The organism is Nocardioides koreensis, assembly GCF_039531775.1.
GTDB classification, from domain to species: Bacteria; Actinomycetota; Actinomycetes; order Propionibacteriales; family Nocardioidaceae; genus Nocardioides; species Nocardioides koreensis.
In genome coordinates this window covers 1-22,484 of record NZ_BAAAQR010000019.1, presented here as the reverse complement: position 1 = coordinate 22,484, position 22,484 = coordinate 1, and the positions used below count along the sequence as shown (strand labels likewise).

Annotated in this window: 25 protein-coding genes and 1 tRNA gene; 10 read left to right on the top strand and 16 right to left on the bottom strand. The window is 72.1% G+C overall.

Annotated features, from left to right (window positions below):
- Nucleotides 1–13: 13 nt before the first annotated feature.
- On the bottom strand, nt 14–859 hold the full coding sequence (locus ABD268_RS22270) for an LLM class flavin-dependent oxidoreductase (protein WP_344157985.1): 846 nt from the start codon (nt 857–859) through the stop codon (nt 14–16).
- A 44-nt stretch (nt 860–903) separates the two neighbouring features.
- On the bottom strand, nt 904–1,788 hold the full coding sequence (locus tag ABD268_RS22265; RefSeq protein WP_344157982.1) for an alpha/beta fold hydrolase: 885 nt from the start codon (nt 1,786–1,788) through the stop codon (nt 904–906).
- Between the two features lie 181 nt (nt 1,789–1,969).
- Between ABD268_RS22265 and ABD268_RS22260 the strand changes: the two genes are divergently transcribed.
- A complete protein-coding gene (locus ABD268_RS22260; RefSeq protein ID WP_344157979.1) occupies nt 1,970–2,383 on the top strand; it encodes a hypothetical protein in 414 nt (137 codons plus the stop codon).
- Between the two features lie 34 nt (nt 2,384–2,417).
- Nucleotides 2,418–4,205, top strand: a complete 1,788-nt coding sequence (locus ABD268_RS22255; RefSeq protein ID WP_344157976.1) for an NHL domain-containing thioredoxin family protein — start codon at nt 2,418–2,420, stop codon at nt 4,203–4,205.
- A gap of 30 nt (nt 4,206–4,235) precedes the next feature.
- Here ABD268_RS22255 and ABD268_RS22250 read toward each other — a convergent pair whose 3' ends face one another.
- Nucleotides 4,236–4,838, bottom strand: a complete 603-nt coding sequence (locus ABD268_RS22250) for a LysE/ArgO family amino acid transporter (protein WP_344157973.1) — start codon at nt 4,836–4,838, stop codon at nt 4,236–4,238.
- Nucleotides 4,839–4,908: 70 nt separating this feature from the next.
- Between ABD268_RS22250 and ABD268_RS22245 the strand changes: the two genes are divergently transcribed.
- Nucleotides 4,909–5,787, top strand: a complete 879-nt coding sequence (locus ABD268_RS22245; protein ID WP_344157970.1) for a LysR family transcriptional regulator ArgP — start codon at nt 4,909–4,911, stop codon at nt 5,785–5,787.
- A gap of 85 nt (nt 5,788–5,872) precedes the next feature.
- Here ABD268_RS22245 and ABD268_RS22240 read toward each other — a convergent pair whose 3' ends face one another.
- Together ABD268_RS22240 and ABD268_RS22235 are read right to left on the bottom strand one after the other, a co-directional pair.
- Nucleotides 5,873–6,088 carry a DUF6458 family protein gene (locus ABD268_RS22240; RefSeq protein ID WP_344157967.1) on the bottom strand — a complete coding sequence of 72 codons (216 nt, stop codon included), beginning with the start codon at nt 6,086–6,088 and terminating at the stop codon, nt 5,873–5,875.
- 135 nt (nt 6,089–6,223) lie between these two features.
- Nucleotides 6,224–8,113, bottom strand: coding sequence for an acyl-CoA dehydrogenase (locus ABD268_RS22235; protein ID WP_344157964.1), 1,890 nt, complete (start codon nt 8,111–8,113; stop codon nt 6,224–6,226).
- A 187-nt stretch (nt 8,114–8,300) separates the two neighbouring features.
- Between ABD268_RS22235 and ABD268_RS22230 the strand changes: the two genes are divergently transcribed.
- Genes ABD268_RS22230 through ABD268_RS22215 form a run of 4 tightly spaced genes read left to right on the top strand, consistent with a single transcriptional unit; the run spans nt 8,301 to nt 10,605 of the window.
- A complete protein-coding gene (locus tag ABD268_RS22230) occupies nt 8,301–8,759 on the top strand; it encodes an RrF2 family transcriptional regulator (RefSeq protein WP_344157961.1) in 459 nt (152 codons plus the stop codon).
- 46 nt (nt 8,760–8,805) lie between these two features.
- Nucleotides 8,806–9,267: a nuclear transport factor 2 family protein gene (locus tag ABD268_RS22225; RefSeq protein ID WP_344157958.1), complete on the top strand. Its 462-nt coding sequence runs from the start codon at nt 8,806–8,808 to the stop codon at nt 9,265–9,267.
- Nucleotides 9,268–9,319: 52 nt separating this feature from the next.
- Nucleotides 9,320–9,826, top strand: a complete 507-nt coding sequence (locus tag ABD268_RS22220; protein ID WP_344157955.1) for a SigE family RNA polymerase sigma factor — start codon at nt 9,320–9,322, stop codon at nt 9,824–9,826.
- 8 nt (nt 9,827–9,834) lie between these two features.
- The gene (locus tag ABD268_RS22215) at nt 9,835–10,605 is read left to right on the top strand and encodes a hypothetical protein (RefSeq protein WP_344157952.1); all 771 of its coding nucleotides are present in this window, start codon (nt 9,835–9,837) and stop codon (nt 10,603–10,605) included.
- On the opposite strand, the gene ABD268_RS22210 is transcribed toward ABD268_RS22215, so the two are convergent.
- From ABD268_RS22210 to ABD268_RS22190, 5 genes are all read right to left on the bottom strand, one after another.
- A complete protein-coding gene (locus ABD268_RS22210; RefSeq protein ID WP_344157949.1) occupies nt 10,606–11,283 on the bottom strand; it encodes a DUF2461 domain-containing protein in 678 nt (225 codons plus the stop codon).
- 144 nt (nt 11,284–11,427) lie between these two features.
- Nucleotides 11,428–12,624, bottom strand: coding sequence for a hypothetical protein (locus ABD268_RS22205; RefSeq protein WP_344157946.1), 1,197 nt, complete (start codon nt 12,622–12,624; stop codon nt 11,428–11,430).
- Nucleotides 12,624–13,955, bottom strand: coding sequence for a C39 family peptidase (locus ABD268_RS22200; RefSeq protein WP_344157943.1), 1,332 nt, complete (start codon nt 13,953–13,955; stop codon nt 12,624–12,626). Before ABD268_RS22200 ends, ABD268_RS22205 begins: the two co-directional genes overlap by 1 nt.
- 211 nt (nt 13,956–14,166) lie before the next feature.
- Nucleotides 14,167–14,242, bottom strand: a tRNA-Gly gene (locus ABD268_RS22195).
- A 38-nt stretch (nt 14,243–14,280) separates the two neighbouring features.
- A complete protein-coding gene (locus ABD268_RS22190; RefSeq protein WP_344157940.1) occupies nt 14,281–15,090 on the bottom strand; it encodes an SGNH/GDSL hydrolase family protein in 810 nt (269 codons plus the stop codon).
- A gap of 149 nt (nt 15,091–15,239) precedes the next feature.
- On the opposite strand from ABD268_RS22190, the gene dcd reads away from it, so the two are divergent.
- Nucleotides 15,240–15,815, top strand: coding sequence for a dCTP deaminase (dcd, locus tag ABD268_RS22185; protein ID WP_344157938.1), 576 nt, complete (start codon nt 15,240–15,242; stop codon nt 15,813–15,815).
- Between the two features lie 4 nt (nt 15,816–15,819).
- Here the strand turns inward: dcd and ABD268_RS22180 are convergent, their stop codons facing one another.
- The 3 genes from ABD268_RS22180 to ABD268_RS22170 all read right to left on the bottom strand — a co-directional run bounded on the left by ABD268_RS22180 (nt 15,820) and on the right by ABD268_RS22170 (nt 17,492).
- Entirely contained in the window at nt 15,820–15,972 is a 153-nt protein-coding gene (locus ABD268_RS22180) for a hypothetical protein (protein WP_344157935.1), read from the bottom strand.
- 43 nt (nt 15,973–16,015) lie between these two features.
- Nucleotides 16,016–16,840, bottom strand: coding sequence for a DUF4097 family beta strand repeat-containing protein (locus ABD268_RS22175; protein ID WP_344157932.1), 825 nt, complete (start codon nt 16,838–16,840; stop codon nt 16,016–16,018).
- A gap of 106 nt (nt 16,841–16,946) precedes the next feature.
- Nucleotides 16,947–17,492, bottom strand: coding sequence for a pilus assembly protein HicB (locus ABD268_RS22170; RefSeq protein WP_344157929.1), 546 nt, complete (start codon nt 17,490–17,492; stop codon nt 16,947–16,949).
- A 193-nt stretch (nt 17,493–17,685) separates the two neighbouring features.
- On the opposite strand from ABD268_RS22170, the gene ABD268_RS22165 reads away from it, so the two are divergent.
- Nucleotides 17,686–19,434 (top strand): sodium:solute symporter family protein, encoded by a 1,749-nt coding sequence (locus tag ABD268_RS22165; protein ID WP_344157926.1) that lies wholly within the window; start codon nt 17,686–17,688, stop codon nt 19,432–19,434.
- A gap of 10 nt (nt 19,435–19,444) precedes the next feature.
- The gene (locus tag ABD268_RS22160; RefSeq protein WP_425573791.1) at nt 19,445–19,723 is read left to right on the top strand and encodes a hypothetical protein; all 279 of its coding nucleotides are present in this window, start codon (nt 19,445–19,447) and stop codon (nt 19,721–19,723) included.
- Between the two features lie 25 nt (nt 19,724–19,748).
- On the opposite strand, the gene ABD268_RS22155 is transcribed toward ABD268_RS22160, so the two are convergent.
- The 3 genes from ABD268_RS22155 to ABD268_RS22145 all read right to left on the bottom strand — a co-directional run bounded on the left by ABD268_RS22155 (nt 19,749) and on the right by ABD268_RS22145 (nt 22,238).
- Nucleotides 19,749–20,624, bottom strand: coding sequence for a PASTA domain-containing protein (locus tag ABD268_RS22155; protein WP_344157923.1), 876 nt, complete (start codon nt 20,622–20,624; stop codon nt 19,749–19,751).
- Nucleotides 20,594–20,827, bottom strand: coding sequence for a sigma factor (locus tag ABD268_RS22150; protein WP_344157920.1), 234 nt, complete (start codon nt 20,825–20,827; stop codon nt 20,594–20,596). The genes ABD268_RS22155 and ABD268_RS22150 overlap by 31 nt, the downstream gene beginning before the upstream one ends.
- Nucleotides 20,828–20,912: 85 nt before the next feature.
- Nucleotides 20,913–22,238, bottom strand: coding sequence for an HNH endonuclease signature motif containing protein (locus tag ABD268_RS22145; RefSeq protein ID WP_344157917.1), 1,326 nt, complete (start codon nt 22,236–22,238; stop codon nt 20,913–20,915).
- Nucleotides 22,239–22,484 lie beyond the last annotated feature (246 nt).

Here is a 22,484-nt window from a genome sequence, read left to right as displayed (position 1 = left end):
TCGGACGCGACGGTCAGGCGGTGCGCGGCGGGCCGGCGGCGACGCGACGGCGTACGGCGTCCAGGTCGTCCTCGCGTGGGTCGAACGCCTCCACCCACCAGGTCGCCCCGACCTCGGGGTAGGCCATCGGCCGGTCGTCGTCCGGCCCCTCGGTCCGCGCCCACACCAGCGCGTCGAAGGGGTCCTCGCCGCGGCCGTCCGCGCGCCGTGCCTCCCGGATCACCTCGAGGCACTCGTCGAGCTCCTTCGGGGACGGCATGGCGAAGTCGGGCCACAGCGGGACCACCCCGTCGTACCTCGCCGCCCGCCGCAGCGGCCGCCGGTGCGGCCACCAGCCCGCGACCCAGACGGGGATGTGCGGCTGCACCGCGGTCGCGTTGAGCCGTACGTCGGTCACCCGGTACGCCGCCCCCTCGTGGCTGACCGGGCCCTCCTCCTCGAGCAGCCGCACCAGCAGCTCCAGCGACTCGTCCAGCACCGCAGCCCGCGCCCGCGCCGGTGCCGGGTCCCCGACCGGGGTGAAGTCGACGTCGTCGCCGTTGCCGACCCCGAGCGCCAGCCGGCCGCCCGAGAGCCGGTCGAGGCTGGCCAGCTCCCGCGCGACCTTCCACGGCCGCCGCCGCGCCAGCGGCATGACCAGCGGCCCGAACCGCACCCGGCTGGTCGCCAGCGCGATCGCCGTCAGCGCCACGGTCGTGTCGGCGACGCCGCGCCCCAGCGGGTCCCACAGCACGTGGTCCCAGCAGAAGAACCCGTCCCAGCCCGCCTCCTCGGCCGCCCGCGCGAGCTCGCCGAGGGTCCGGGCGTCGAAGTCGCCGAAGGTCGGCAGGCACACGGCGGTGTTCAGGGTCTCGGGCACCGCCGCAGCATAGGTCGCGCCGGCCGCACCCTGGCCCGCACGGGTCAGGGGCGACAGGCGTCGGCCAGGGCACTCACCACGGCGGCGGGCTGCTCGAAGGCGGGATCGTCCCCGGCGCCCTCGATGACGTGCAGGGGCCACCCGTGGCGGGAGCTCACCCGCTGGGCCACCGACAACGGGGTCTGGCGGTCGTGGCGTCCCCAGATGAGCGTCGTGGGGACGGGGATCCTCGCGAGCTCCTCCTCCGCGATGGCGCGCAGGCCCAGCGGCGGCATCATGCTGCGCAGCGCCACCTTCTGGTCGGGAGAGTGGGCGCCCGCGAGGGCGTAGGTCATCAGCGGCTCCCAGAGCGGACCGAGCGAGCCCCGCAGCGCGTCCATGTCGATGAAGCACTGCCGGAAGAACCGGTCCCGGCTGCCTTCGGTCGGCCTCGCGAGGAAGTTGACGAGCGTGAGCGTGAACAGTGGCGACGGTCGCAGCCGTCGCAGGCCGAACGTGTCGACGAGGACCAGGCCGCGGAGCGCGTCGCCGTGGGCGACGCTGAACCGTGCCCCGATGGCACCGCCGAGGAGGTGACCCGCCACGTGGGGCGGTGCGGGGCAGGTCTGCTCGACGAGGTCGCCCAGCCAGGCGAGCACGCGGTCCACGTCGAGTGACCCCTCGCCCACTCCGGAGGCGCCGTGGCCCGGCAGGTCGGGGGCGATCACCCGATGCGTCTTCACCAGGTCCGGGATCACCCGGATCCAGGTGAGGGCGAACTCACCGGGACCGTGCAGCAGGACCAGGGGCGGTCCGTCGCCCCCGACGAGCACGGCGGTCGGGACACCAGCCGCCGTGACGTGCTGTTCCGTGACCGGGATCGCGTGCAACAGCTGCTCCCGGGCGCGACGTCCGTCGCGGCTCCGGGTGGCGACATCGGGATCGGTCATCGTCCTCACCTCCCAGGGGGCCTCAGGACACCGACGCTAGGTCGCGGGCGCGGGAGCCGCATCGGGAGGAGCGCCCATCTCGACGGGACCAGTGCGTGGGTAGATCTGCGCACGGGTCCCCGCCGCCCCGGACGAGCCTGTGACCCTGTCCGGGCAGCGGCGGAGCGGCTAGGGTCCGGCCGTGGTCACCGCTGTCGAGGAAGTGCACACGTCCTACGTCGACCAGTGGCAGCTGGCCCTGTCCTCCGGCGACACGAGCGGCGTCGAGCTGTTCCTCGGCCCGGACTACCACGGCTGGTTCTGCCCGGACTCGGCCGAGTCCTTCCCCTACGACCGGGACGAGGGCGTCGAGGGCATGCGCGAGTCGGTGCGGAGGCTCCGCGGCTGTGCCATGGAGGCGGCCCACCGGATGGTGAGCCGCCGCGGTGACGCCGAGGCGCTCGTGTTCTACGAGAAGCGGATCCTGCGGCAGGGGGCGGTCCTCAGCCGGGCGGTCATCCTCGAGGCCTGGCGTCTCCACGACGACGGCCGGTGGCTGCTGCTGCGCGAGGTGACCGAGCACGGGGCGGGCTCCGACGTTCGCGGGACCAGGTGAGGCACGCGCCTCGCACCGGGGCAGACTTGGCCGCATGAGCACCCGACCGCGAGTGCGCGCGCCCGAGCTCCGCGGCCGCGGCTGGCTGAACACCGACGGACCCCTGTCCCTGAAGGACCTGCGCGGTCGCTTCGTGCTGCTGGACTTCTGGACCTTCTGCTGCGTCAACTGCCTGCACGTCCTCGACGAGCTGCGCCCGGTCGAGGAGAAGCACGCCGACGAGCTGGTCGTGATCGGCGTGCACTCGCCGAAGTTCGTGCACGAGGCCGACCCGGTGGCGCTGGCCCAGGCGGTCGAGCGGTACGCCGTGCACCACCCCGTCCTCGACGACCCCGAGCTGGTCACCTGGCAGGCCTACACCGCCCGTGCCTGGCCGACGCTGGTGCTCGTCGACCCCGAGGGGTACGTCGTCGCGCAGTACGCGGGCGAGGGCCATGCGCACGCGATCGACGCCCTCCTCGACGAGCTGGTCGAGGAGCACCGGCAGCGCGGCACCCTCCAGCCCGGCGACTCGCCGTACGTCCCCCCGACGATCGAGCCGACCGACCTGCGCTTCCCGGCCAAGGCGGTCCGGCTCGACGACGGCCGGGTGCTCGTCGCCGACGCCGGCCACGACGAGGTGGTCGAGCTCGACGGTGACGACCGGGTGGTCCGCCGGTTCGGCGGCTTCAAGGAGCCCAACGGCCTGTGCCTGCTGCCCTCCGAGGTGGCGGCCGAGGTCGGGTACGACGTCGTGGTCGCCGACACCGTCCACCACCAGCTCCGCGGCATCGCCCTGGAGGAGGGCGAGGTCGGCGTCCTCGCCGGCGACGGCACCCAGTGGATGCAGGGCGACGGCACCGAACGCCTCTCCAGCCCGTGGGACGTGGCCTGGTGGGGCGACCGGGTGTGGGTCGCGATGGCCGGCATCCACCAGCTCTGGACCTTCGACCCGCGCACCGGCGCGGTCGAGGTCGCGGCCGGCACGACCAACGAGGGGCTGCTCGACGGACCGGCCCCCGCGGCCTGGTTCGCCCAGACCTCCGGGCTCGCCCCCGCCGGCGACCGGCTGTGGATCGCCGACAGCGAGACCTCGTCCCTGCGCTACGTCTCGGTGGTCGAGCCGGCCCCGGTGGTCGAGCCTGTCGAGACCACCCAGCCCGTGGTGACGACCGCGGTCGGCACGGGCCTGTTCGACTTCGGCTTCCGCGACGGTGCCGCCGACCAGGCGCTGCTCCAGCACCCGCTCGGCGTGAGCGTGCTGCCCGACGGCAGCGTGGCGGTCTGCGACACCTACAACGGGGCGGTCCGGCGCTTCGACCCGGCGAGCCGCAGCATGTCGACGCTTGTCACCGACCTGGCCGAGCCGAGCGGCGCGTTCGTCGACGGCGGGCACCTGGTCGTCGTGGAGTCCGGCGCGCACCGCCTGACCAGGGTCCCGCTGGGGGCCGCAGCCACCACGACCGACGGCTTCGCCCACACCACCCAGCGCCCGGTGACCGAGGTCGCGGCGAGCATCGAGCTCGTGGTCGCCTTCGAGCCGCCGCCGGGGCAGAAGGTCGACGACCGCTTCGGCCCGCCGTCGCAGCTGGTCGTCGAGGCCACGCCGCCGGCGCTGATCCGCGACGGGGGCGGCCGCGGCACCAACCTCACCCGCACGATCACCCTCGACCCGCACGTCGGCGAGGGCGTGCTGCACGTGGCCGCCCGGGCCGCCTCCTGCGACGCGGACGGTGGCGAGGGCGCCGCCTGCCGGATGCACCAGCAGGACTGGGGCGTCCCGGTGCGCATCGGCACCACGGGCGACGCCGAGCTCGTCCTCCCGCTGGGTGGCGCCGGCTGAGCGACACGTCGACGCGAGCAGGTCGTCGGGTCAGCCCGTCGCCAGCCGCAGCGCGATCACGAGCATCAGCACGCCGATCACCACGTCCAGCACCTGCCACGCACGCGGATCGGCGAGGACCGGGCCGGCGAGCCGCGCGCCGTACCCCAGCCCGGTGAACCACAGCGTGCTGGCCACGCATGCCCCGAGCGCGAACCACCAGCGCCCGCTGCTGCCCTGGTGGTTGGCCACCGAGCCCAGCAGCAGGACCGTGTCGAGGTAGACGTGCGGGTTCAGCCAGGTCAGCGCGACGGCGCGGCCCAGGGCGCCGCGTCGCGACGTGGTGCGGCCGCCGTTGGCCCGCAACGACTCGGTACGACGCGCCCGCAGCAGCGAGCTCACGCCGTACCACCCGAGGAAGGCCACGCCCAGCCAGCGCACGACCGTCAGCGCCCACGGCGCCTCCGCCACGATCGTCCCGATCCCGGCGACGCCGGCGACGATCAGCGCCACGTCGGAGAGCGTGCACACCAGCACCACCCCGCCCACGTGCTCGCGGGCGAGGCCCTGCCGCAGCACGTAGGCGTTCTGTGCGCCGATCGCGACGATGAGCGAGAGGCCGGTGACCAGGCCGGTCAGGGTGGAGTCGAGCACAGGGCCAACGCTAGGCAGCGTCCGGGATGAAGGCCAGCGAATGTTTCTCAAGAAGCATTAGCATTACTTCATGGAGCTGCACCCGGCCCAGCTCGCCGCGCTGGTCGCGATCGCCGACCACGGCACCTTCGAGGCGGCCGCGCGGCACCTGCACGTGACCCCCTCCGCCGTCAGCCAGCGGATCCGGGCGCTCGAGAGCTCGGTCGGCCAGGTGGTCGTCCGGCGATCGACCCCGTGCGAGCCCACCGAGGCCGGCCGGACGCTGCTCCGGCTCGCCCGCCAGACCCAGCTCCTGCACGACGAGGTGCGCGACGCGCTAGCGCACGGTCACCGCGACCACGTGGACCTGCCGGTGGCCGTGAACGCCGACTCCCTGGCCACCTGGTTCCGCGGCGTGCTCGGCGAGGTCGCCGGCTGGTCCGACGTCGCACTGCGCCTGCACGTCGAGGACCAGGCCTGGTCGGCGGACCTGCTCCGGGGCGGTGACGTGCTGGCCGCGGTGACCTCGGACCCGGTCGCGGTGCAGGGCTGCGCGGTCGAGCCGCTGGGCACCCTGCGCTACGTGCCGGCCGCGACGCCGGCGCTCCTCGACCGGTGGCGGCGCGGCCGCGGCCTGGACTGGGCGGCGATGCCGGTCGTGGTCTTCAACGAGAAGGACGAGCTCCAGCACGAGGTGCTGCGCGCGCACGGGGTCGAGGCGCCGCCGCGGACCCACCGGGTCCCCACCTCCGCCGACTTCCTCGAGGCGGTCCGCCTCGGCCTCGGCTGGGGCGCGGTGCCCGAGCCACAGCTGGCGCCCGAGCTCGAGTCCGGCAGGCTGGTGCCGCTCACGGCGCGCGGCCACGTCGACGTCCGCCTGCACTGGCAGCGCTGGCGGATCGACTCGCCGGTGCTGACGAGGCTGGCCGACGTCGTCCGCGCCGCCGCGGCGGCCGGCCTGCGTCCCTGAGAACACCGGCGCGGCGCGGGTCCGGACAGCAGCAGACCCGCCCGGCGGGAAGCCGGGCGGGTCTGCACGAGAGACAGAGGTCAGGTCACGCCTCGTAGCGGCGCTCCTCGACGTGGGTGGTGCGCGTGCGCTGCTGGTTGATCACCAGCGCCAGCACGAGGGAGAGTGCGCCCACCACCACGCAGATCCAGCCGACCGTGTCGGTGGCGATGTTCTGGTTGATCGCCTCCGGCAGGTTGACCGAGCCGGTGACGAGGACGAGTCCGACGACGAGCAGGACGATGCCGACTCCGATACCCATGAGTGCTCCTTCGGTCACGTACGACGGCAGCGGAGCCGCCGTACCGCTCCCCGGGTGATACCCGTGCGACCGCGCGGGAAAACGTCAGGGGCCGCACCGGTCCCCCCGGTGCGGCCCCTGACAGGGTCGCTCAGCTCAGAAGGCGGCCTCGTCGAGGTCCATCAGCGCGAGGTCGGTGGCCTCGGCGATGGCCCGCTCGGCGGTGAGCCGGGGCAGGTTGGTGTGCGCGAAGAACTGCGCCGCCGCGACCTTGCCCTCGTAGAACGCCTTGTCCTTGCTCGCCAGAGATCCGGCATCAGCGCCGTCGAGCTTCTCCAGCGCGACCTCGGCCTGGCGCAGCAGCAGCCACGCGCAGACGACGTCGCCGAGCACCATCAGCAGGCGGGTGGTGTTCAGCCCGACCTTGTAGATGTTGCGCAGGTCGCCGCCCTCGGCGCTCGCGTCGGCCGACATCAGGTCGTTGATCATCGCGCCGACGATCGCGTTGGCGTCGCCGAGGGCGGTGGCGAGGAGCTCACGCTCGACCTTGAGGCGACCGTTGCCGGCCTCGCTGGCGATGAACGACTCGATCTCCTTGGCCAGGTGGCCGAGCGCCTTGCCCTGGTCCTTGACGATCTTGCGGAAGAAGAAGTCCTGGCCCTGGATCGCGGTGGTGCCCTCGTAGAGCGTGTCGATCTTGGCGTCGCGGACGTACTGCTCCAGCGGGTACTCCTGCAGGAAGCCGGAGCCGCCGAACGTCTGCAGCGACTCGGTGCCCAGCAGCACCCAGGAGCGCTCCGAGCCGTAGCCCTTGACGATCGGGAGCAGCAGGTCGTTGACCTTCTCGGCCAGCTCGTCGCGCTCGCCGGCGTGCTCGGCGAGCATCACCTTGTCCTGCCAGGACGCGGTGTAGAGCACCAGCGCGCGCATCGCCTCGGCGAACGACTTCTGCGTCATCAGCGAGCGACGCACGTCGGGGTGGTGGGTGATCGTGACGCGCGGGGCCGTCTTGTCGGCGGCCTGGGTCAGGTCGGCGCCCTGCACGCGCTCCTTGGCGAACTCCAGCGCGTTGAGGTAGCCGGTCGACAGGGTGGCGATCGCCTTGGTGCCGACCATCATCCGGGCGTTCTCGATGACCTGGAACATCTGCGCGATGCCGTCGTGCACCTCGCCGAGCAGCCAGCCCTTGGCGGGCTCTCCCCCTCCGATGGCAGAGTCGCCGAAGGTGACCTCGCAGGTGTTGGACACCTTGATGCCCATCTTGTGCTCGACGTTGGTGACGTAGGCGCCGTTGCGCTCGCCGGTGAGCTCACCGGTCTGGTGGTCGAAGTGCAGCTTCGGGACGAGGAAGAGCGAGAGCCCCTTCGTGCCCGGGCCGCCGGCGCCCTCGACGCCCACGGGCCGCGCGAGCACGAGGTGCATGATGTTCTCGCTCATGTCGTGCTCGGCCGAGGTGATGAAGCGCTTGACGCCCTCGATGTTCCACGAGCCGTCGTCGTTCAGGGTGGCCTTGGCGCGGCCGGCACCGACGTCGGAGCCGGCGTCGGGCTCGGTGAGGACCATGGTGCAGCCCCACTGGCGGTCCACCATGATCTGCGCGATCTGCTTGTCGCGGTCGTTGCCGTTGCGGTAGACGACGTTCGCGAACGCCGGGCCCGCGGCGTACATCCAGATCGGGGCGTTCGCGCCGAGCACGAGCTCGCCGATCGCCCAGATCAGGCTGGACGGGGCGGGCTGGCCGCCGATCTCCTCGAAGACCTGCAGCCGCCACCACTCGGCGTCCATCCAGGCCTGGTAGCTCTTCTTGAACGACTCGGGGATCGGCGCCTCGCTGGACGCCGGGTCGAAGACCGGCGGGTTGCGGTCGCTGTCCTCGTACGACGCGGCCAGGTCCTCGCGCGCCAGGCGGTCGACCTCGGAGAGGATCGAGCGGGCGGTCTCGCTGTCGACCTCGGCGAACGGGCCGGTGCCGAGGACGTCGTCGCGACCGAGCACCTCGAAGAGGTTGAACTCGATGTCGCGGAGGTTGCTCTTGTAGTGGCTCACGGATCCACCTTCTCGATGTCGGGGGTACGGCAGATGCTGCTACTGGCCGGTAACTTGAATTCTAGGAGGGGGTTCCGGGGCATGCAACACGGGGTGATCCGTGTCTCGTCCCGACGGGCCGCGGACGGGGCTCGCGTGGCCGCCTGATGGTCGAGTGTCTGGATCGACAATCTGACAGACTGGACCCATGCGGGTATCTGCGAAGTCCGACTACGCCCTGCGTGCACTCATCGAGATGGCCGCGCGACGCGACGGCCGTGCGGTGAGTGCCGAGGAGCTCGGCCGGCTCCAGGAGATCCCGCACGGCTTCCTCCAGGCGATCCTCGCCGACCTCCGCAAGGCCGGCATCGTGATCTCCCAGCGCGGACAGTCCGGCGGCTGGCGGATGGGGCGCGACCCCGAGTCCGTCTCGGTGGCCGACGTGATCCGCGCCGTCGACGGACCACTGGTCTCGGTCTACGGCCTGCGCCCGGAGGCCGTCAGCTACAACGAGTCCGCCGAGGTGCTCCAGCACGTGTGGATTGCCGCGCGCCGCTCGCTGCGTGACGTCTTCGAGCAGGTCTCCATCCAGCAGCTCGCCGACGGCAAGCTGCCGAAGGCCGTCACGACGCGCACCGCCGACGAGGACGCCTGGCAGCCCCACTAGGTGGTGCCGCACTAGAACGTGTTCCAATTCGGCCTACGCTGGGCCCGTGACCCCGTCCGACGCTGTCATCTGGAACGCGCCCGAGGGCGAGCACCCGGCCCGCGCCGCCTCGCGGCGGTCCTACGCCGCGGTCGCGAAGGGCGACCTCGAGGAGTGGCTGACCGTCTATGCCGCCGATGCGGTGATCGAGGACCCGGTCGGGCCGTCGATGTTCGACCCGGAGGGCCGCGGGCACCGCGGCCACGACGGCATCCGCGCGTTCTGGGAGCTCGCGATCGCGCCGATCGAGTCGTTCCGCTTCGTCATCCGCGACTCCCACGCCAACGGCCGCACCTGCGCCAACGTCGGCACGATCACCACCACGTTCCCCGACGGCTCGGTCGTCGACACCGACCTGGTGATGGTCTACACGGTCGGCGATGACGGCCGGGTGAGCTCGATGCGGGCCTACTGGGAGCCGGACCGCGCGATCGCCACGTTGCGGTCCGGGAGCCGTCCCGACGTGTGACATTTGCTCCGGCGGGTGCGTCGTACAGGTGACGCCGGCCCTGAGGAGTGAGATGACGAAGGACCAGGAGTTCGAGGAGTTCGCGCTCGCGCGGATTCCGCAGCTCCATCGTTCGGCGTGGCTGCTGTGCGGGGACGTGCATCGGGCGGAGGACCTGGTCCAGGAGACCCTGGCGAAGGTCTACGTGCGGTGGCACCGCAGGCTCGGCCGCCCGATCGAGAACCCGGCTGCGTATGCCCAGACCTGCCTCGTGCGCGTCTACATCAGCGCCCAGCGGCGGCGGAGCACGCACGAACGTCCGGTCGAGAGCGCTGCCGAGCAGGCGGTCGGTGACGGGGACACCGACCTGCGCCTGGCGTTGGCGGGGGCGCTCGCCGCGCTGCAGCCGCTGGACCGGGCCGTCCTGGTCCTGCGCTACCTGGACGACCGCCCGGTCGCCGAGGTGGCCGAGGTCCTCGGGTGCAGCCAGGGGGCGGTGCGCAACCGCACCCTGCGTGCGCTGGACCGGCTGCGCGCCGTCTTCGGTCCGTCGCTCGTCGACCTCCTCCACCACCGATAGGACACGTCATGGACCAGCAGGACCGGAACGTCGGCACGCTCCTCGTGGAGGGGTCGCCGACCCCCACGGACCCGCACCGCCTCGTCGTGGCGGGCATGGCCCGCGGCCGCGCCCTGCGCCGCCGCCGTCGAGCAGGTACGGCGGCCGCCTCGCTCGCCGTCCTCGGCGTCCTCGGCGTCGGGGCGGCCGTCGTACCGCTCATCGCGGCCTCCGAGCGCCCGGGCTCCACCGGGCTGGCGAGCGACCCGACCTCGAGCGCGCCGACTCCGAGCGCGCCCACCTCGTCGTCGGCCCCGTCGCCGTCGCCGTCGGCCACCCCGCAGCAGGGCGAGGTGCGCATCGGCGTGCAGGCCGTCGAGGTGCCGGGCACCGTGGCCGGGATCGTCGGCCGCGACGGTGCCGGGGCGCTGCGCACCGCCCCGCCGTACACCTCGGCCTCCGGGCCGGACACCCTCGTCGCGCACTTCTCCTGGATGGGCACCCTGACCACGGTGGTGATCGAGCCGGACACCGGGAACGCGCGGCGGCAGTGCGAGCAGGGCGGGGCGGGCAGCACCTGCAGCACCAACGCACAGGGTGATCCGGAGCTGCGCTGGGGGCCGACCACCGGTGACGGCGTCACCGCGCAGGGCGCGACCGTCTGGCAGCAGGGCTTCGAGGTGAGCGCGCTGTCCTACAACGCGCCGGACGGCAAGGACGTCGCACCGACGACGGCGGCGCCGCCGCTGTCGCTGGACGAGCTGGCCCGGATCGCGGGCAGCGGCGTCTGGTTCGAGTGATCAGGCGCTGGGGCGCGGCTCGGCGTTCTCGGCGACCCACTCGACGAGGGGCCGCAGGGCCCGCCAGTCGTCGCGGACCACGTCGAGCAGCTCGGGGGTGTGGATGAACGGCTCGAAGCCGTGCGAGCGGCCCGCCGTCAGCGAGCGGTAGCGGAGCAGCTCGATCCGCGGGTGGTCGGCGGGGTAGCCCCGGGGGCTGGTCTTGAGGCGGTCGCCGCCGATGTCCCAGCCTGCTCCCTCCAGCGTGGCGAGGATGCGCCCGAGCTCGGTGCCCCGGCGCTCGTCGTCGATGGCGGCGCGGATGGCGGCCAGCCGCGGCGAGCTCGCCTCGTAGAAGCCGGCGCCGGTCCGCACCCCCTGCGCCGACACCTGGACGTACCAGCCGGTGGCGGGGCCGGCGGGGACGAACGCGCCCTGGTGGGTCTTGTACGGCGTCTTGTCCTTGGCGAAGCGCACGTCCCGGTGGGGGCGGAACACCTTGACGGTCTGCCCGTCGGGGGCGAACTCCGGCACCAGCGCGGCGCAGAGCGCGGTCATCGGAGCCCGGACGGACTCCTCGTAGACCGCCTTGTGCTTCTCCCAGAAGGACCTGGTGTTGTCGACCTCGAGGTCGTCGTAGAAGTCGAGCGCCGCGACCGGGATCCCGGCGAAGGCGGCGGGTTCGGGTGATGCACTCACCCGGCCACCCTACGGCGGCCCCGCAGCCCGGCCCGGGGGCGGGATGATGGCGTGCCGCTGCCCCGCCACCACCCCGCGTCCGGGACGCCGGATCGCTCCGACGGGAGTGGAACGGGCCGGGACGCCGGCCATGACGCGGATCGGTCAGCCGTCGGTGGGGCCGACGGGGGCACTGACCTGCTCGTCGCCGGACTGGGCGAGCGCGGTGACGGTGATCGTGTCGCCGCCGCAACGGGGCGGAGTCAGGAACGCGTGGCCGCCGGCCGACTCGTAGACGACCGCGAGGCCGTCCTCGGCGTTCCACCGCATCAGCCGTGCGGGCTCGCTGTCGCGCTGCGGGTCACGGGAGAAGTACGCCGCGTCGCCGCACCAGGTCAGGGTGCCCGAGGCCGAGGGTCCCAGGTCGAAGTACGCGTCGCCGGACCGGGCGTAGGCGTGGGCCGCCTCGACCTCGCGCTCCCGCGGGATCACCGACCAGACCGCGCCGTCGGCGGTGACGACGCCGTCCCAGGCCTTGCAGTCCGGGACGCCCTCGAAGGGCGTGGCCTTCGTGCCGGTGAGCTCGACGACGGTCCGGCAGGCGGGGTGGGAGTCGTCGAAGGTCAGCAACGACTCGCCCGCCGGGGTGACCTCGGCGCTGTTGAAGCCGTGCCGGGGCGCTGCGCACCAGCCCAGGCTGGACTTCCGCGTCGCGAGGTCGACCGAGGCGACGCAGTAGGAGCCCTGGTGGATCGTGGCGTGCAGCAGCTTCCCGTCGCCGAGGGCCCAGGTCCCGCCGTTGGTGGTCGGCACGTCGGAGCTGCCGTCGACGGTGAAGGTCTTGCCCCCGTGGCGCAGGTCGACGACCTCGGCGCTGCTCGGCCGGGTCTCCTGGCGGTCCTGCAGCACGACCACGGCGTACTCCCCGTCGATCAGGGCGTCGGAGATCCGCTCGCGTGGGCCGGCGGCGACGCCGGTCCCGGAGCCCGGCCCCTCGAGCCGGGCCTGGGTCCCGGCCTTGTCGACGCTCAGCGACCACGCGCCGCTGCGGGTGACCGTGTCGTCCACCGAGCCCGGCACCGGCTGCCAGTCCAGCAGCCGGGTCTGCGCGGCGAGGACCTCCGGCTTGCCCGCCGTACCGCCCTGCGCCGTCGCGGCGCTGCTCCCGCCCTCGGTCGGGCCGGTCGGTGCCGGGCTCGAGCCCGAGGCATCCGGGCTGGCCGAGGCGGAGCCCTCCGTCGCGCGGACCCGCCGAGGCTCCGAGGCCGAGCCGTCCCCGCCCGAGCAGGCGGCGAGCGTGAGCAGCGGCGCGAGCAGCAGCGCCGCCACCGGTCGGGAGCACCGGCGCAGGGGCACGACCATCAGACGCCGATGTTGTGCTGGAAGTGCGCCTCGTTGGCCCGGTAGCTCTTGTACGCCGAGCGCCACTGCACGCGGGAGATGTAGGGCTCGGAGGGGTCGAAGCGCTGCTGGTTCCAGGGCTCGAAGTAGCCGACCAGGTTGGACTTGGCGCCCCGGCGGTCGTAGCCGCGACCGGCCTGGAAGTGGCCGGAGGCGTCGTCGTCGAGGTAGGGGTAGTACTTCTTCAGCAGGATCGGGTGCAGCACCACCGGAGCGCGGTAGTCGGTGATGTGGCGCATCAGCAGCCGCTGCCACTTCTTGAAGCCGTAGTCGCCGATGTCGAGCACGATGTACGCGCCGGCGCGGTCCTCGCGGTCCCAGCCGGTGTTGCCGTTGATGACCCGCACCATGTCGGTGATCGCGGTGCCGCTCGACGTCGTGCCCAGCTTGCCGGCCCAGTGGGACTGGCCGAGGTCCTTCTTCTTCCAGCCCCACGTGATCATCTGCATCGTGGTGGGTCCGCACCAGTAGGTGCGCTGCTGCTCGGCGACCCGCTTGGTGTTCATCACCGTGTCGCGCTGCGGGTAGTCCTTGAACCGCTTGGGCCGACTGCTGGTGGTCGAGGTGTTCGCGGTGGCGGTGGCCGACGGCGAGGCGGTCGGCGAGCTCGACGCGGACGCCTTGCTGCGCGCGGCCGGCTGCGCCTGGGCGGCAGCCGTCGGTTGGGCGGCGACGGCCTGCTGGGTGGAGGCGGTGGCCCGGGCCTCGGGGTGCGCGGCCAGGAAGTCCGCCGGGACGTCGACGCCCTCGATCTCGTGGCGCAGCAGCCACACCTTGGCGACCGACCGGGCCGCCTGGACGAGCTCGGCGCGCTCCTCGGCCTCGCGGGCCGACGGGCTCATCCGGGCGAGCCGCCGGAGGGTGGCGAGCTCGTCGAGGTCGCCGGTGGTGGTGGTCCCGGCAGGCCGCGCGGCGATGGCGCGGGCCGCGGTCGCCACCCGGGCCTGCACCTCGCTCTCGGAGCTCTCGGTCCAGCCGGAGTGCAGGCAGTAGCGCTGGCCGTCGAAGTCGGCGCACCGCACCAGCGAGGCCGCCAGCCGGTCGGGCGTCGCGGAGACCGGCACCCGGGCCGCGCTGCCGCCGTTCGCCAGGACCCGGTCGATCTCGGACTGGAGCTCGGGGGTGACCCTGCCCAGCGGCGCGGTCGCGGCCGGCACGAGGGCGCCGGCCTGCTGCTCACCCGAAGGCAGCAGAGACCCGTCCTCGTCCCCGCCGTGCGGGACGAAGGGGGCGGCGGCCAGGAGCAGTGCGAGGGCGCCGATGGCAAGGGTGCGAGGGCGGGGGCGGGACATCGGTTTCCTCGAGACACGTCAGACGAACGGAGATACCACTGTCCCCAATGGTCACGCAAGACGTCAAGTGACCCATCAGTCACATTTTTCACGCGAGAGAGCACGTCGCCGGCCGGACGAGCAAAGGCAGCCGTCGCCGGAGACGGTGAGGGCACCGGGGACGGTGAACGGGGGCGGTGATGAGGAGAGGCCGACGGCCGAGGGGAAGAAATGGAGCGGATGACGAGACTCGAACTCGCGACATCGACCTTGGGAAGGTCGCGCTCTACCAACTGAGCTACATCCGCACGACCCGGCGATGCGGGTCGGCGCACATGCTAGTTCATCAGTCGCCGCCGGGGGACACAGGTCGGGGAGACAGCGGTACGGCGAGTCGCGCGAGCGTGGGGTACCGCGGCGTCACGGTGTCCCCGGAGGACCGGCCGGTCAGCCGGCGGTGAACCCAGGGGAGCGCCGAGTCCCGGGCCCAGTCGAGGTTCCCGCGCAGCTGCTCGCGTCGCGAGGGGGTGGCCAGGTCGTGCAGGGGCAGCGGCTCCAGCCCGTGCTCGACACCGAGCGTGTCGAGCACCTCGATGGCCATCCGCTGGTGGCCCGCGGGCCCCATGTGCATCCGGTCCTCGTCCCAGTAGCGCCAGTCGCGGTACTCCCGGAGCCGCCAGAAGTCCACGACGGTGGCGCCGTGCCGGTCGGCGCTCTCGCGGACCAGCTCGTTGTAGAGCGCGAAACGGCCCCGGACCGGCCGGTAGATCGCGGAGCCGCCCGGGTCGAACGCCGTCCACACCAGCAAGCGCGCTCCGGTGGCCGCGAGCCGTCCCAGCGCGCGGTCGTAGTCGACGGCCAGCGCGTCGAGGTCGACGCGGGGTCGCAGGATGTCGTTGGCCCCGGCGTAGACCGTCACCAGGTCCGGCTCGAGCGCGACCGCCGCGTCGAGCTGCTCGTCGATGATCGCGTGCAGCTTGCGCCCCCGGATGGCGAGGTTGGCGTAGCCGAAGTCACCGGTCGGGCCGGCCCGGTGGGCGAGCGCCTCGGCAACTCGGTCGGCCCAGCCGCGCAGGCCGTTGGGGCGGTCGGGGTGGGGGTCGCCGACCCCCTCGGTGAAGGAGTCGCCGAGCGCGACGTACCGCTGGAAGGACATGGCTCCATCTTCGTGGTCTCGACAAGCTCGACCACCGGGAGGGGTCTGCCGACGAGCGGGAGGGGGCAGTCGACCACCGGGAGGGGTCTGCCGGCGACCGGCAGGGTCTGTCGCCCACCGCGGAGGCGTCTCGCCGGTAGGGTGCGCACGTGCTGCTGTCAGACCGCGACATCCTGGCCGAGATCGACACCGGTCGGATCACCCTGGACCCGTGGCAACCGGAGATGATGCAGCCCTCGTCGATCGACGTCCGGCTGGACCGGTTCTTCCGGGTCTTCGAGAACCACCGCTACCCCCACATCGACCCGGCGGCGGACCAGTCCGACCTGACCCGCCAGGTCGAGCCCGAGGGGGACGAGCCGTTCATCCTGCATCCCGGAGAGTTCGTGCTCGGCTCGACGTACGAGGTGGTCTCGCTGCCCGACGACATCGCGGCCCGGGTGGAGGGGAAGTCTTCGCTGGGTCGGCTGGGGCTGCTCACCCACGCCACCGCGGGGTTCGTGGACCCGGGCTTCTCCGGGCACGTGACGCTCGAGCTGGCGAACGTCGCCACGCTGCCGATCAAGCTCTACCCCGGCATGAAGATCGGCCAGTTCTGCTTCTTCCGGCTCTCCTCGCCGTCCGAGCACCCCTACGGGTCCGCGAAGTACGGGTCGCGCTACCAGGGCCAGCGTGGCCCGACCCCGTCGCGCTCCTTCCAGAACTTCCACCGCACCACCATCTGACCGGTCAGCTGTCGATCCTGTCGGCGAACCTGCGCAGGCGCTGGGCCAGACGGTGGCGTGGCGGCACGGTGGGGACCCGGGGCTGGGCGGCGCGGGCGACCCGCTCGGCGATCTGGTGCCGGGCTTCGGTCTCGACCAGGGCGTGGGTGTCGTTCATGGTGGTCTCCTGAGTGACAGCTGCTGGGTGGTGGGGTGGATGCTCAGACCTCGGTCAGGACGATGTCGCCGCTGACGGTCTTGGCGCGGACCTCGACGTGGTCGGCGCCCTCCTCGGGCCGGCCGGCGCCGTTGAGGTTGCTGCGGATCTCGCCGGACACGGTCGAGATGTCGGTCCACACCGGTACGCCCGCCGCGATGCCGAGCCGGACGTCGCCGGAGGCCCCCTTGGCGGTGAGCCGGCCGCGCAGGGCCCTGCGGATGAGGAAGTCGCCGCTGCCGGTGGTGAGCGAGACGTCGGACTGCGCGTGGGCGACCTCGAGGTCACCCGAGCCGGTCTTCACGACGGTCGGCCCGTTGCTGGTGCCGATCTCGACGTCGCCGGAGCCGGTGGACACCGCGACGGACGAGCCCGTGTGACCGAGGTTGATGTCGCCCGAGCCGCTCTTGATGCGCAGCTCGGAGCGTGCCTCCTCCACGCGGACGTTGCCGGACCCGGTCTCGACGACGGCCGGGCCGCCGAAGGTGTCGACCTGCACGTCGCCGGAGCCGCTGCGGACCTGTCCGGCGGCGACGACGCCGTCGACGGTGATGTCGGCGCTGCCGGTGCGCACCGCCAGGTCGCTGTCGGTGGGGACGGTGACGCGGACGTCGAGGCGCGAGTCGCCGGCGAGGAAGCCGGTGCGCTGCTTGGGCGCGACCACGCTGATCTGGTCGCCGGACTGGTCCACGCGGACCGAGTCGGCGTCGCGGCCGTTCACCTCGACGGAGGTCTCGGTGGTGTCGGTGGCCACGATCGTGACGCTGCCCTTGCCGATCTCGACGAAGAGGCCGACCGGCTGGTGGGTCTCGAAGTGGTGCTCGGACATGTGTGCTCCCTGGTGTCGGGGTGTGTTCGTCCGCGGGACCAGCCTGTGCCGGCCCCGTCGGTCGTGCTTGACGGGTGTTGCGGTGCCTGCGGGCTCGCCGCGGGGGTCAGACCCAGCCGCTCATCCGGCGGCCGGCGCGCCCGGGGCCCTTGCCCCCGAACGGGTCGTTGCCGAGGAACGGGATGCTGGACAGGTCGATGTCGACGTTGATGGCGTTGTCGCGGGTCGCGGACCGCACGACGTTGACCAGCCAGGTGTTGAGCGAGTGCCCGGACCGGGCCGCGAACTCCTCGGCCCGGGCCTTGACCGACTCGGGCAGCCGCAGGGTGATCCGGGCGGTGCCGCCCTCCTCCTCGGCCTCCTCGGCGCTCGGCGGCGTCGGCGGCGCGGGGGGAGTCGGCGGGACCGGTGCGCCGGCCTGCACGACGAAGTCGAGCTCGCGGCCGTTGAGCCGGACGTCGACACCACCGGCCGGCATCTCCGCGGTGATCTCGGCCGCCGCCTGCGAGACGGCCTCCATCAGAGCGAGCCGGGCAGCGGGGTCGAGCGCGAAGGTGAGGCGCTCGGCGGCCTGACGGGTCTCCGGGCCGGCGGCCTCGGCCGCCGCGACGAGGTCGCGGCGAAGGCTGTCGATGTACGGCGTGATGTCCATGCGCATCAATCTGACATCACCGTGACGTCATGTCAAGCATCTTTGACGTCATTTGTGACGTCAGGTGATGTCACGCGATGTCAGGTGGTGTCGGTCACCCATGAACGGGGTACTGGAAAGAGTCGACCCCGCCTCGGTCTACGGTGCTGGGCGATCACCACGGCGTCATCTCACGGACACGGAAGGGCAGCGCATGGCTGGCTCGGGAATCACGGTCCTCGCGACCGACACGCTCATCGACGCGAACGCCGCCGACTACCTGATGCTCGTCATCTACTTCGGCTTCGTCGTCGGCATCGGCCTGATGGCCGGCCGACAGGTCTCCGAGTCGCTCGACTTCTTCCTGTCGGGCCGGTCGATGCCGGCCTGGGTGACCGGGCTCGCCTTCATCTCCGCCAACCTCGGTGCGGTCGAGATCATGGGCATGTCGGCCTCGGGGGCGGAGTTCGGCGTCCCGACCGTCCACTACTTCTGGGTGGGCGCGATCCCCGCGATGCTGTTCCTCGGCGTCGTGATGATGCCGTTCTACTACGGCTCCAAGGTCCGCTCGGTGCCCGAGTTCATGCTCCGCCGGTTCGGTCCCGGGGCCCACCTGGTCAACTCGCTGTCGTTCGCGGTCGCGCAGCTGCTGATCGCCGGCATCAACCTGTACCTGCTCGGCAGCATCGTGCACGCCCTGCTCGGCTGGCCGTTGTGGGTGGCCCTGATCGTGGCGGCCGCAGTGGTCCTCTCCTACATCACCCTGGGTGGCCTGAAGGCGGCGATCTACAACGAGGTCCTGCAGTTCTTCGTCATCGTCGCGGCACTGCTGCCGCTGACCCTTCTCGGCCTGCACCAGGTCGGTGGCTGGGGCGGCCTGAAGGACAGGCTCACAGAATCGGCGGGCGAGAACGGCGCCGCGCCGGCGTCCGAGCAGCTCAACTCCTGGCCGGGCCAGCTGCTCTCGGGCTTCGACTCCTCGGTGCTCTCGGTCATCGGCATCGTGTTCGGGCTCGGGTTCGTGCTCTCGTTCGGCTACTGGACGACGAACTTCGTCGAGGTCCAGCGGGCCATGGCCTCGGACTCGATCTCCTCGGCACGCAAGACGCCGATCATCGGCGCCTTCCCGAAGATGTTCGTCCCGTTCATCACGATCCTGCCCGGCATGATCGCCGCGGTGCTGGTCAGCGAGATCGCCAAGGTGAAGTCCGGCGGCAGCGTCCCGGGAGGCTCCTCCGGCAGCGGCGTCACCTACAACGACTCCCTGCTGCTGCTGATGCGCGACCTGTTGCCCAACGGCCTGCTCGGCCTGGCCATCGCGGGTCTGCTGGCGGCGTTCATGGCCGGTATGGCGGCCAACATCTCCGCGTTCAACACGGTCTTCAGCTACGACCTGTGGGGTGACTACGTCGTCAAGGACCGCGACGACAGCTACTACCTGCGGATCGGTCGGGTCGCGACCGTCGGCGCCACCGTCATCGCGATCTTCACCGCGGGACTGGCCGCCAACTTCGCCAACATCATGACCTACCTGCAGACGCTGTTCGGGTTCTTCAACGCGCCGCTGTTCGCGACGTTCATCCTGGGCATGTTCTGGAAGCGGATGTCCGCGACGGCCGGCTGGGTCGGCCTGGTCTCCGGCACGCTCTCGGCGGTCGCGGTCGCGTTCCTCAGCGAGGACGCGTTCGGGTCGTGGAGCACCGGGACCATCCCGGTCAGTGGCCAGGGTGCGGCGTTCCTCGCGGCGTCCGTCGCCTTCGTCGTCGACATCGCGCTCAGCGTGGTGGTGTCGCTGGTCACCAAGCCGAAGCCCGCCTCCGAGCTCAAGGGCCTCGTCTACTCCGAGACCCCGAAGGAGGACCTCGTGGACGCCCGCGAGGCGGACTACCCCTGGTACCGCCGGACCCTGCCCCTGGCCGGAGTCGCACTGGTCATGGTCATCGCGCTGAACGCCGCGTTCTGAGGAGGACGTCATGTCGACAAACAAGACCGGTCACCACACCGCCGGGCTCCTGGACATCCGCAACATCATCGGCGCACTGCTGGGGATCTACGGCGTCATCCTGACGCTGCTCGGCATCCTCGCCGATCCGCAGGAGGACAAGACCGGCGGCATCAACGCCAACCTGTGGGCCGGCCTCGCGCTCCTGGTCGCCGGCGCCATCTTCATTGCCTGGGCCAAGCTGCGGCCGGTCGAGGTTCCGGACGACGTGCAGACGGAGGAGACCCCGGCGCACATGGAAGCCCACTGAGCAGAGCGCCGGGAGGCGGCGCGCGTCAGCGAGGCTGACGCACGCCGCCCTCGTCGGTGCGCAGCACCACGGCGTCGATCCTCCCCGAGGTCCGGAACACGTTCACGAAGGCGCAATGGCCGAACACCCCGTCGGCGGGGATCGCGAGGTAGATCAGCTGCGAGGCCCTGCCGCTGAGGGCGAGCGGGAGCTCCTGGCCGCCGCACAGGAACTGGGTGCCGTCGTCGGGCTCGGTGGTCAGGCCGGGGGAGACGTAGCGGCCGTTGACCTCGGACACCTGGCGTGAGTCGGAGGCCAGGCGCTGCAGCGCAGAGCCGTCGCCCCAGGCGGTCGGATCGGTCGCCTGGTCCCCCGTGAGGGTGGCGGTGTGCTCACCATCGACCCACAGTGACACCCGCTCGGCGAAGGGCGGCGCCGGACCGCGGCCGTTGGCGAAGTCCAGGAACGCCCAGGCCTCTACGCGTTCGGGCGGGTAGGCGCAGTAGGCCAAGGGATGGGTCCCGGTGGAGCGCAGCACGGTCACCGCCTCGCCGCGGGAGTACGCCGTACCGGTGGCCGGGCTCGTGCCGAGCGCGCGGCCGGCGACCTCGCAGGAGTCCTGGTTCCTCACGGTGGCCCGCAGGCCCAGCGCCTGGAGCATCGTCGCGGCGTCGTTGGCCCGGTAGCCGAAGACGGGCGGGATCCGTTGTGCCTGGCCGGGCTCGACGGCGGTTGGCGGACCGTCGTTCGCGGGGCTCCCGACCACGACGGCGACCACGGCCGCCACCACGAGTACGGCGGCGGCCGAGGAGGCCAACAGCGGCCAGGCTCGTCGTGCCTCCTGGATGTCGATCCCCCCGAACGGTGCCACATCAACCGTCTCCCCGGCGCTCATGGCGCCGAGGGCGCGGCGCACGGACATCCGGAGTCGTGGAGGGTGTTGACCAGCACCCTGTGCACATAGGCCTCGGGCTGCGCCGCCCTGGTGACGCGGCTCCACGCCCGGAAGCAGCGGAGCAGCGCGGTCTGGACGACGTCCTCGGCGTCGGCAGCCGGGCAGCCCAGCAGCACCGCGGTGCTTGCCAGCGCCGTTCGCCGCGCGGCGACGTACTCGGTGAACTCCATCGGCCTCCCCTCGTCGGTCACACCGTAAGACCGCTCAGGCCCCTCGATCGGTTCCATCGCGGGCGGCAGGGGAGGGGAAGGGGTGTCACTCGCGTCTTGGTCGGCTTCTGATCCACTCGGGTGGTGGTTGCCCGCGTTTGGGTGGTGGGAGGAACTCGGGTCGGCCGTCGTGGGGGTTGAGGCGGACCTGCCAGGGGGTGTGGTGGATGACGCGGTGGTGCTGGCCGCAGAGCAGGACGAGGTTTTCGAGGTTGGTGTGGCCGCCGTCGGCCCAGTGGGTGATGTGGTGGGCGTGGCACATGAGCGGGGTCCGGGTGCAGCCGGGGAAGGTGCAGTGCCGGTCCCGGCAGACGACGGCCCGCCAGAGGGGCGGGGTGACCAGGCGGCTGGTGCGGCCGACGTCGAGGACCTCGCCCTTGCTGCCGAGGGCGACGGGGATGATGTCGGCGTCGCAGGCCAGCCGGCGGATCACCGAGGGCGCCAGCTCGAGCCCGTCATCGGTGATGGCGGGGGTGCCGAGGGTGGCCCAGTCGATCTTCTGGCGCAGCACCTCCAGCGACGTGGTGACGGTGACCCTTGGGCGGGCGCCGTGGCAGTCCGGGGGGAGGTCGGTGTCCAGGGCGTGCTGGGCGGTCGCCACCAGGGCGTCCCACATGCGGGCGCCGTGGTCGCGGGGGTCGACGTTCTCCTCGCAGGTCTCGGGGTCGACGGCGGGTTCGGGCTTGGTGAGCGGCAGGAAGGCGGCCTTGAGGATGGCGGCGTCCTCGACGGTGCCGCGGCCCCGGAGCCGGACGCCGCCGGCGCCGTCCTCGGTGATGGACAGGTGCCGGTGCAGGTGCGCGGCCCGGTCCTCGCGGTCCAGGGCCTTCTCGGCGTCGCGTTCGGCCTTGTCGGGGTCGACCACCAGCACCAGGCGCTTGGCGGCATGGTGCAGCTCGGTCGCGGTGAGCCGGGACGCCGCCTCCAACAGCAGCTCCTCGCCCTCCGCCCGGACCGACGGGTTGAGGGGGAGCTTCTCGACCGCGGCCACGATGATCGCGGCCTGCTCCGGGGAGACCCGCCCGGCCAGCAGCGCGGCGTGGGTGGCGGTCCGCTCCGTCACCAGGAGCGGGGCCTGCTCGACGGTGCGGTGCCCCTGGCCCCGCTTCATGCCGGCCAGGTGGGTGAACCAGCCGGCGGTCGAGGACCAGGCCAGCTCCTGCTTCGGGACCTTCCGGGCGTGCACCTCCGCAAGCACGGACGCTTCCAGGCCGGCCAGGTGCGCCCGGAGCGTCTCGAGCTGCTCGACGGTGCCGACCAGCTCCTCCGACGTCTTGGCCGCCCACAGCGCCTCGTCCAGGTTCGCGACCAGGCCATTGGCAGCCGCGACCACCCCCGCGGGGGTGGTCGGCGTCCCGGTCTGCTGCTCCATGTCCTGACTCAACCAGAGCCCACCGACAGTGGCAGGTCCCTGACCTGTGCATATCTCACGTGGTGAGACGCTATGCGAAAAAACTTTCGAGAGAATTTTCGTGGAAAGTCAGCCGTGAGTGTGATGTCTCAGGACATAGGTGACAGTTCTGCATCAGGACATTGGTGACACTTGATGTGTCAGGACTTCGGTGACGATTCGGGGTGCTTCGGACGCGGTCCTGATGGTCGGCCGTTGCCGACGTAG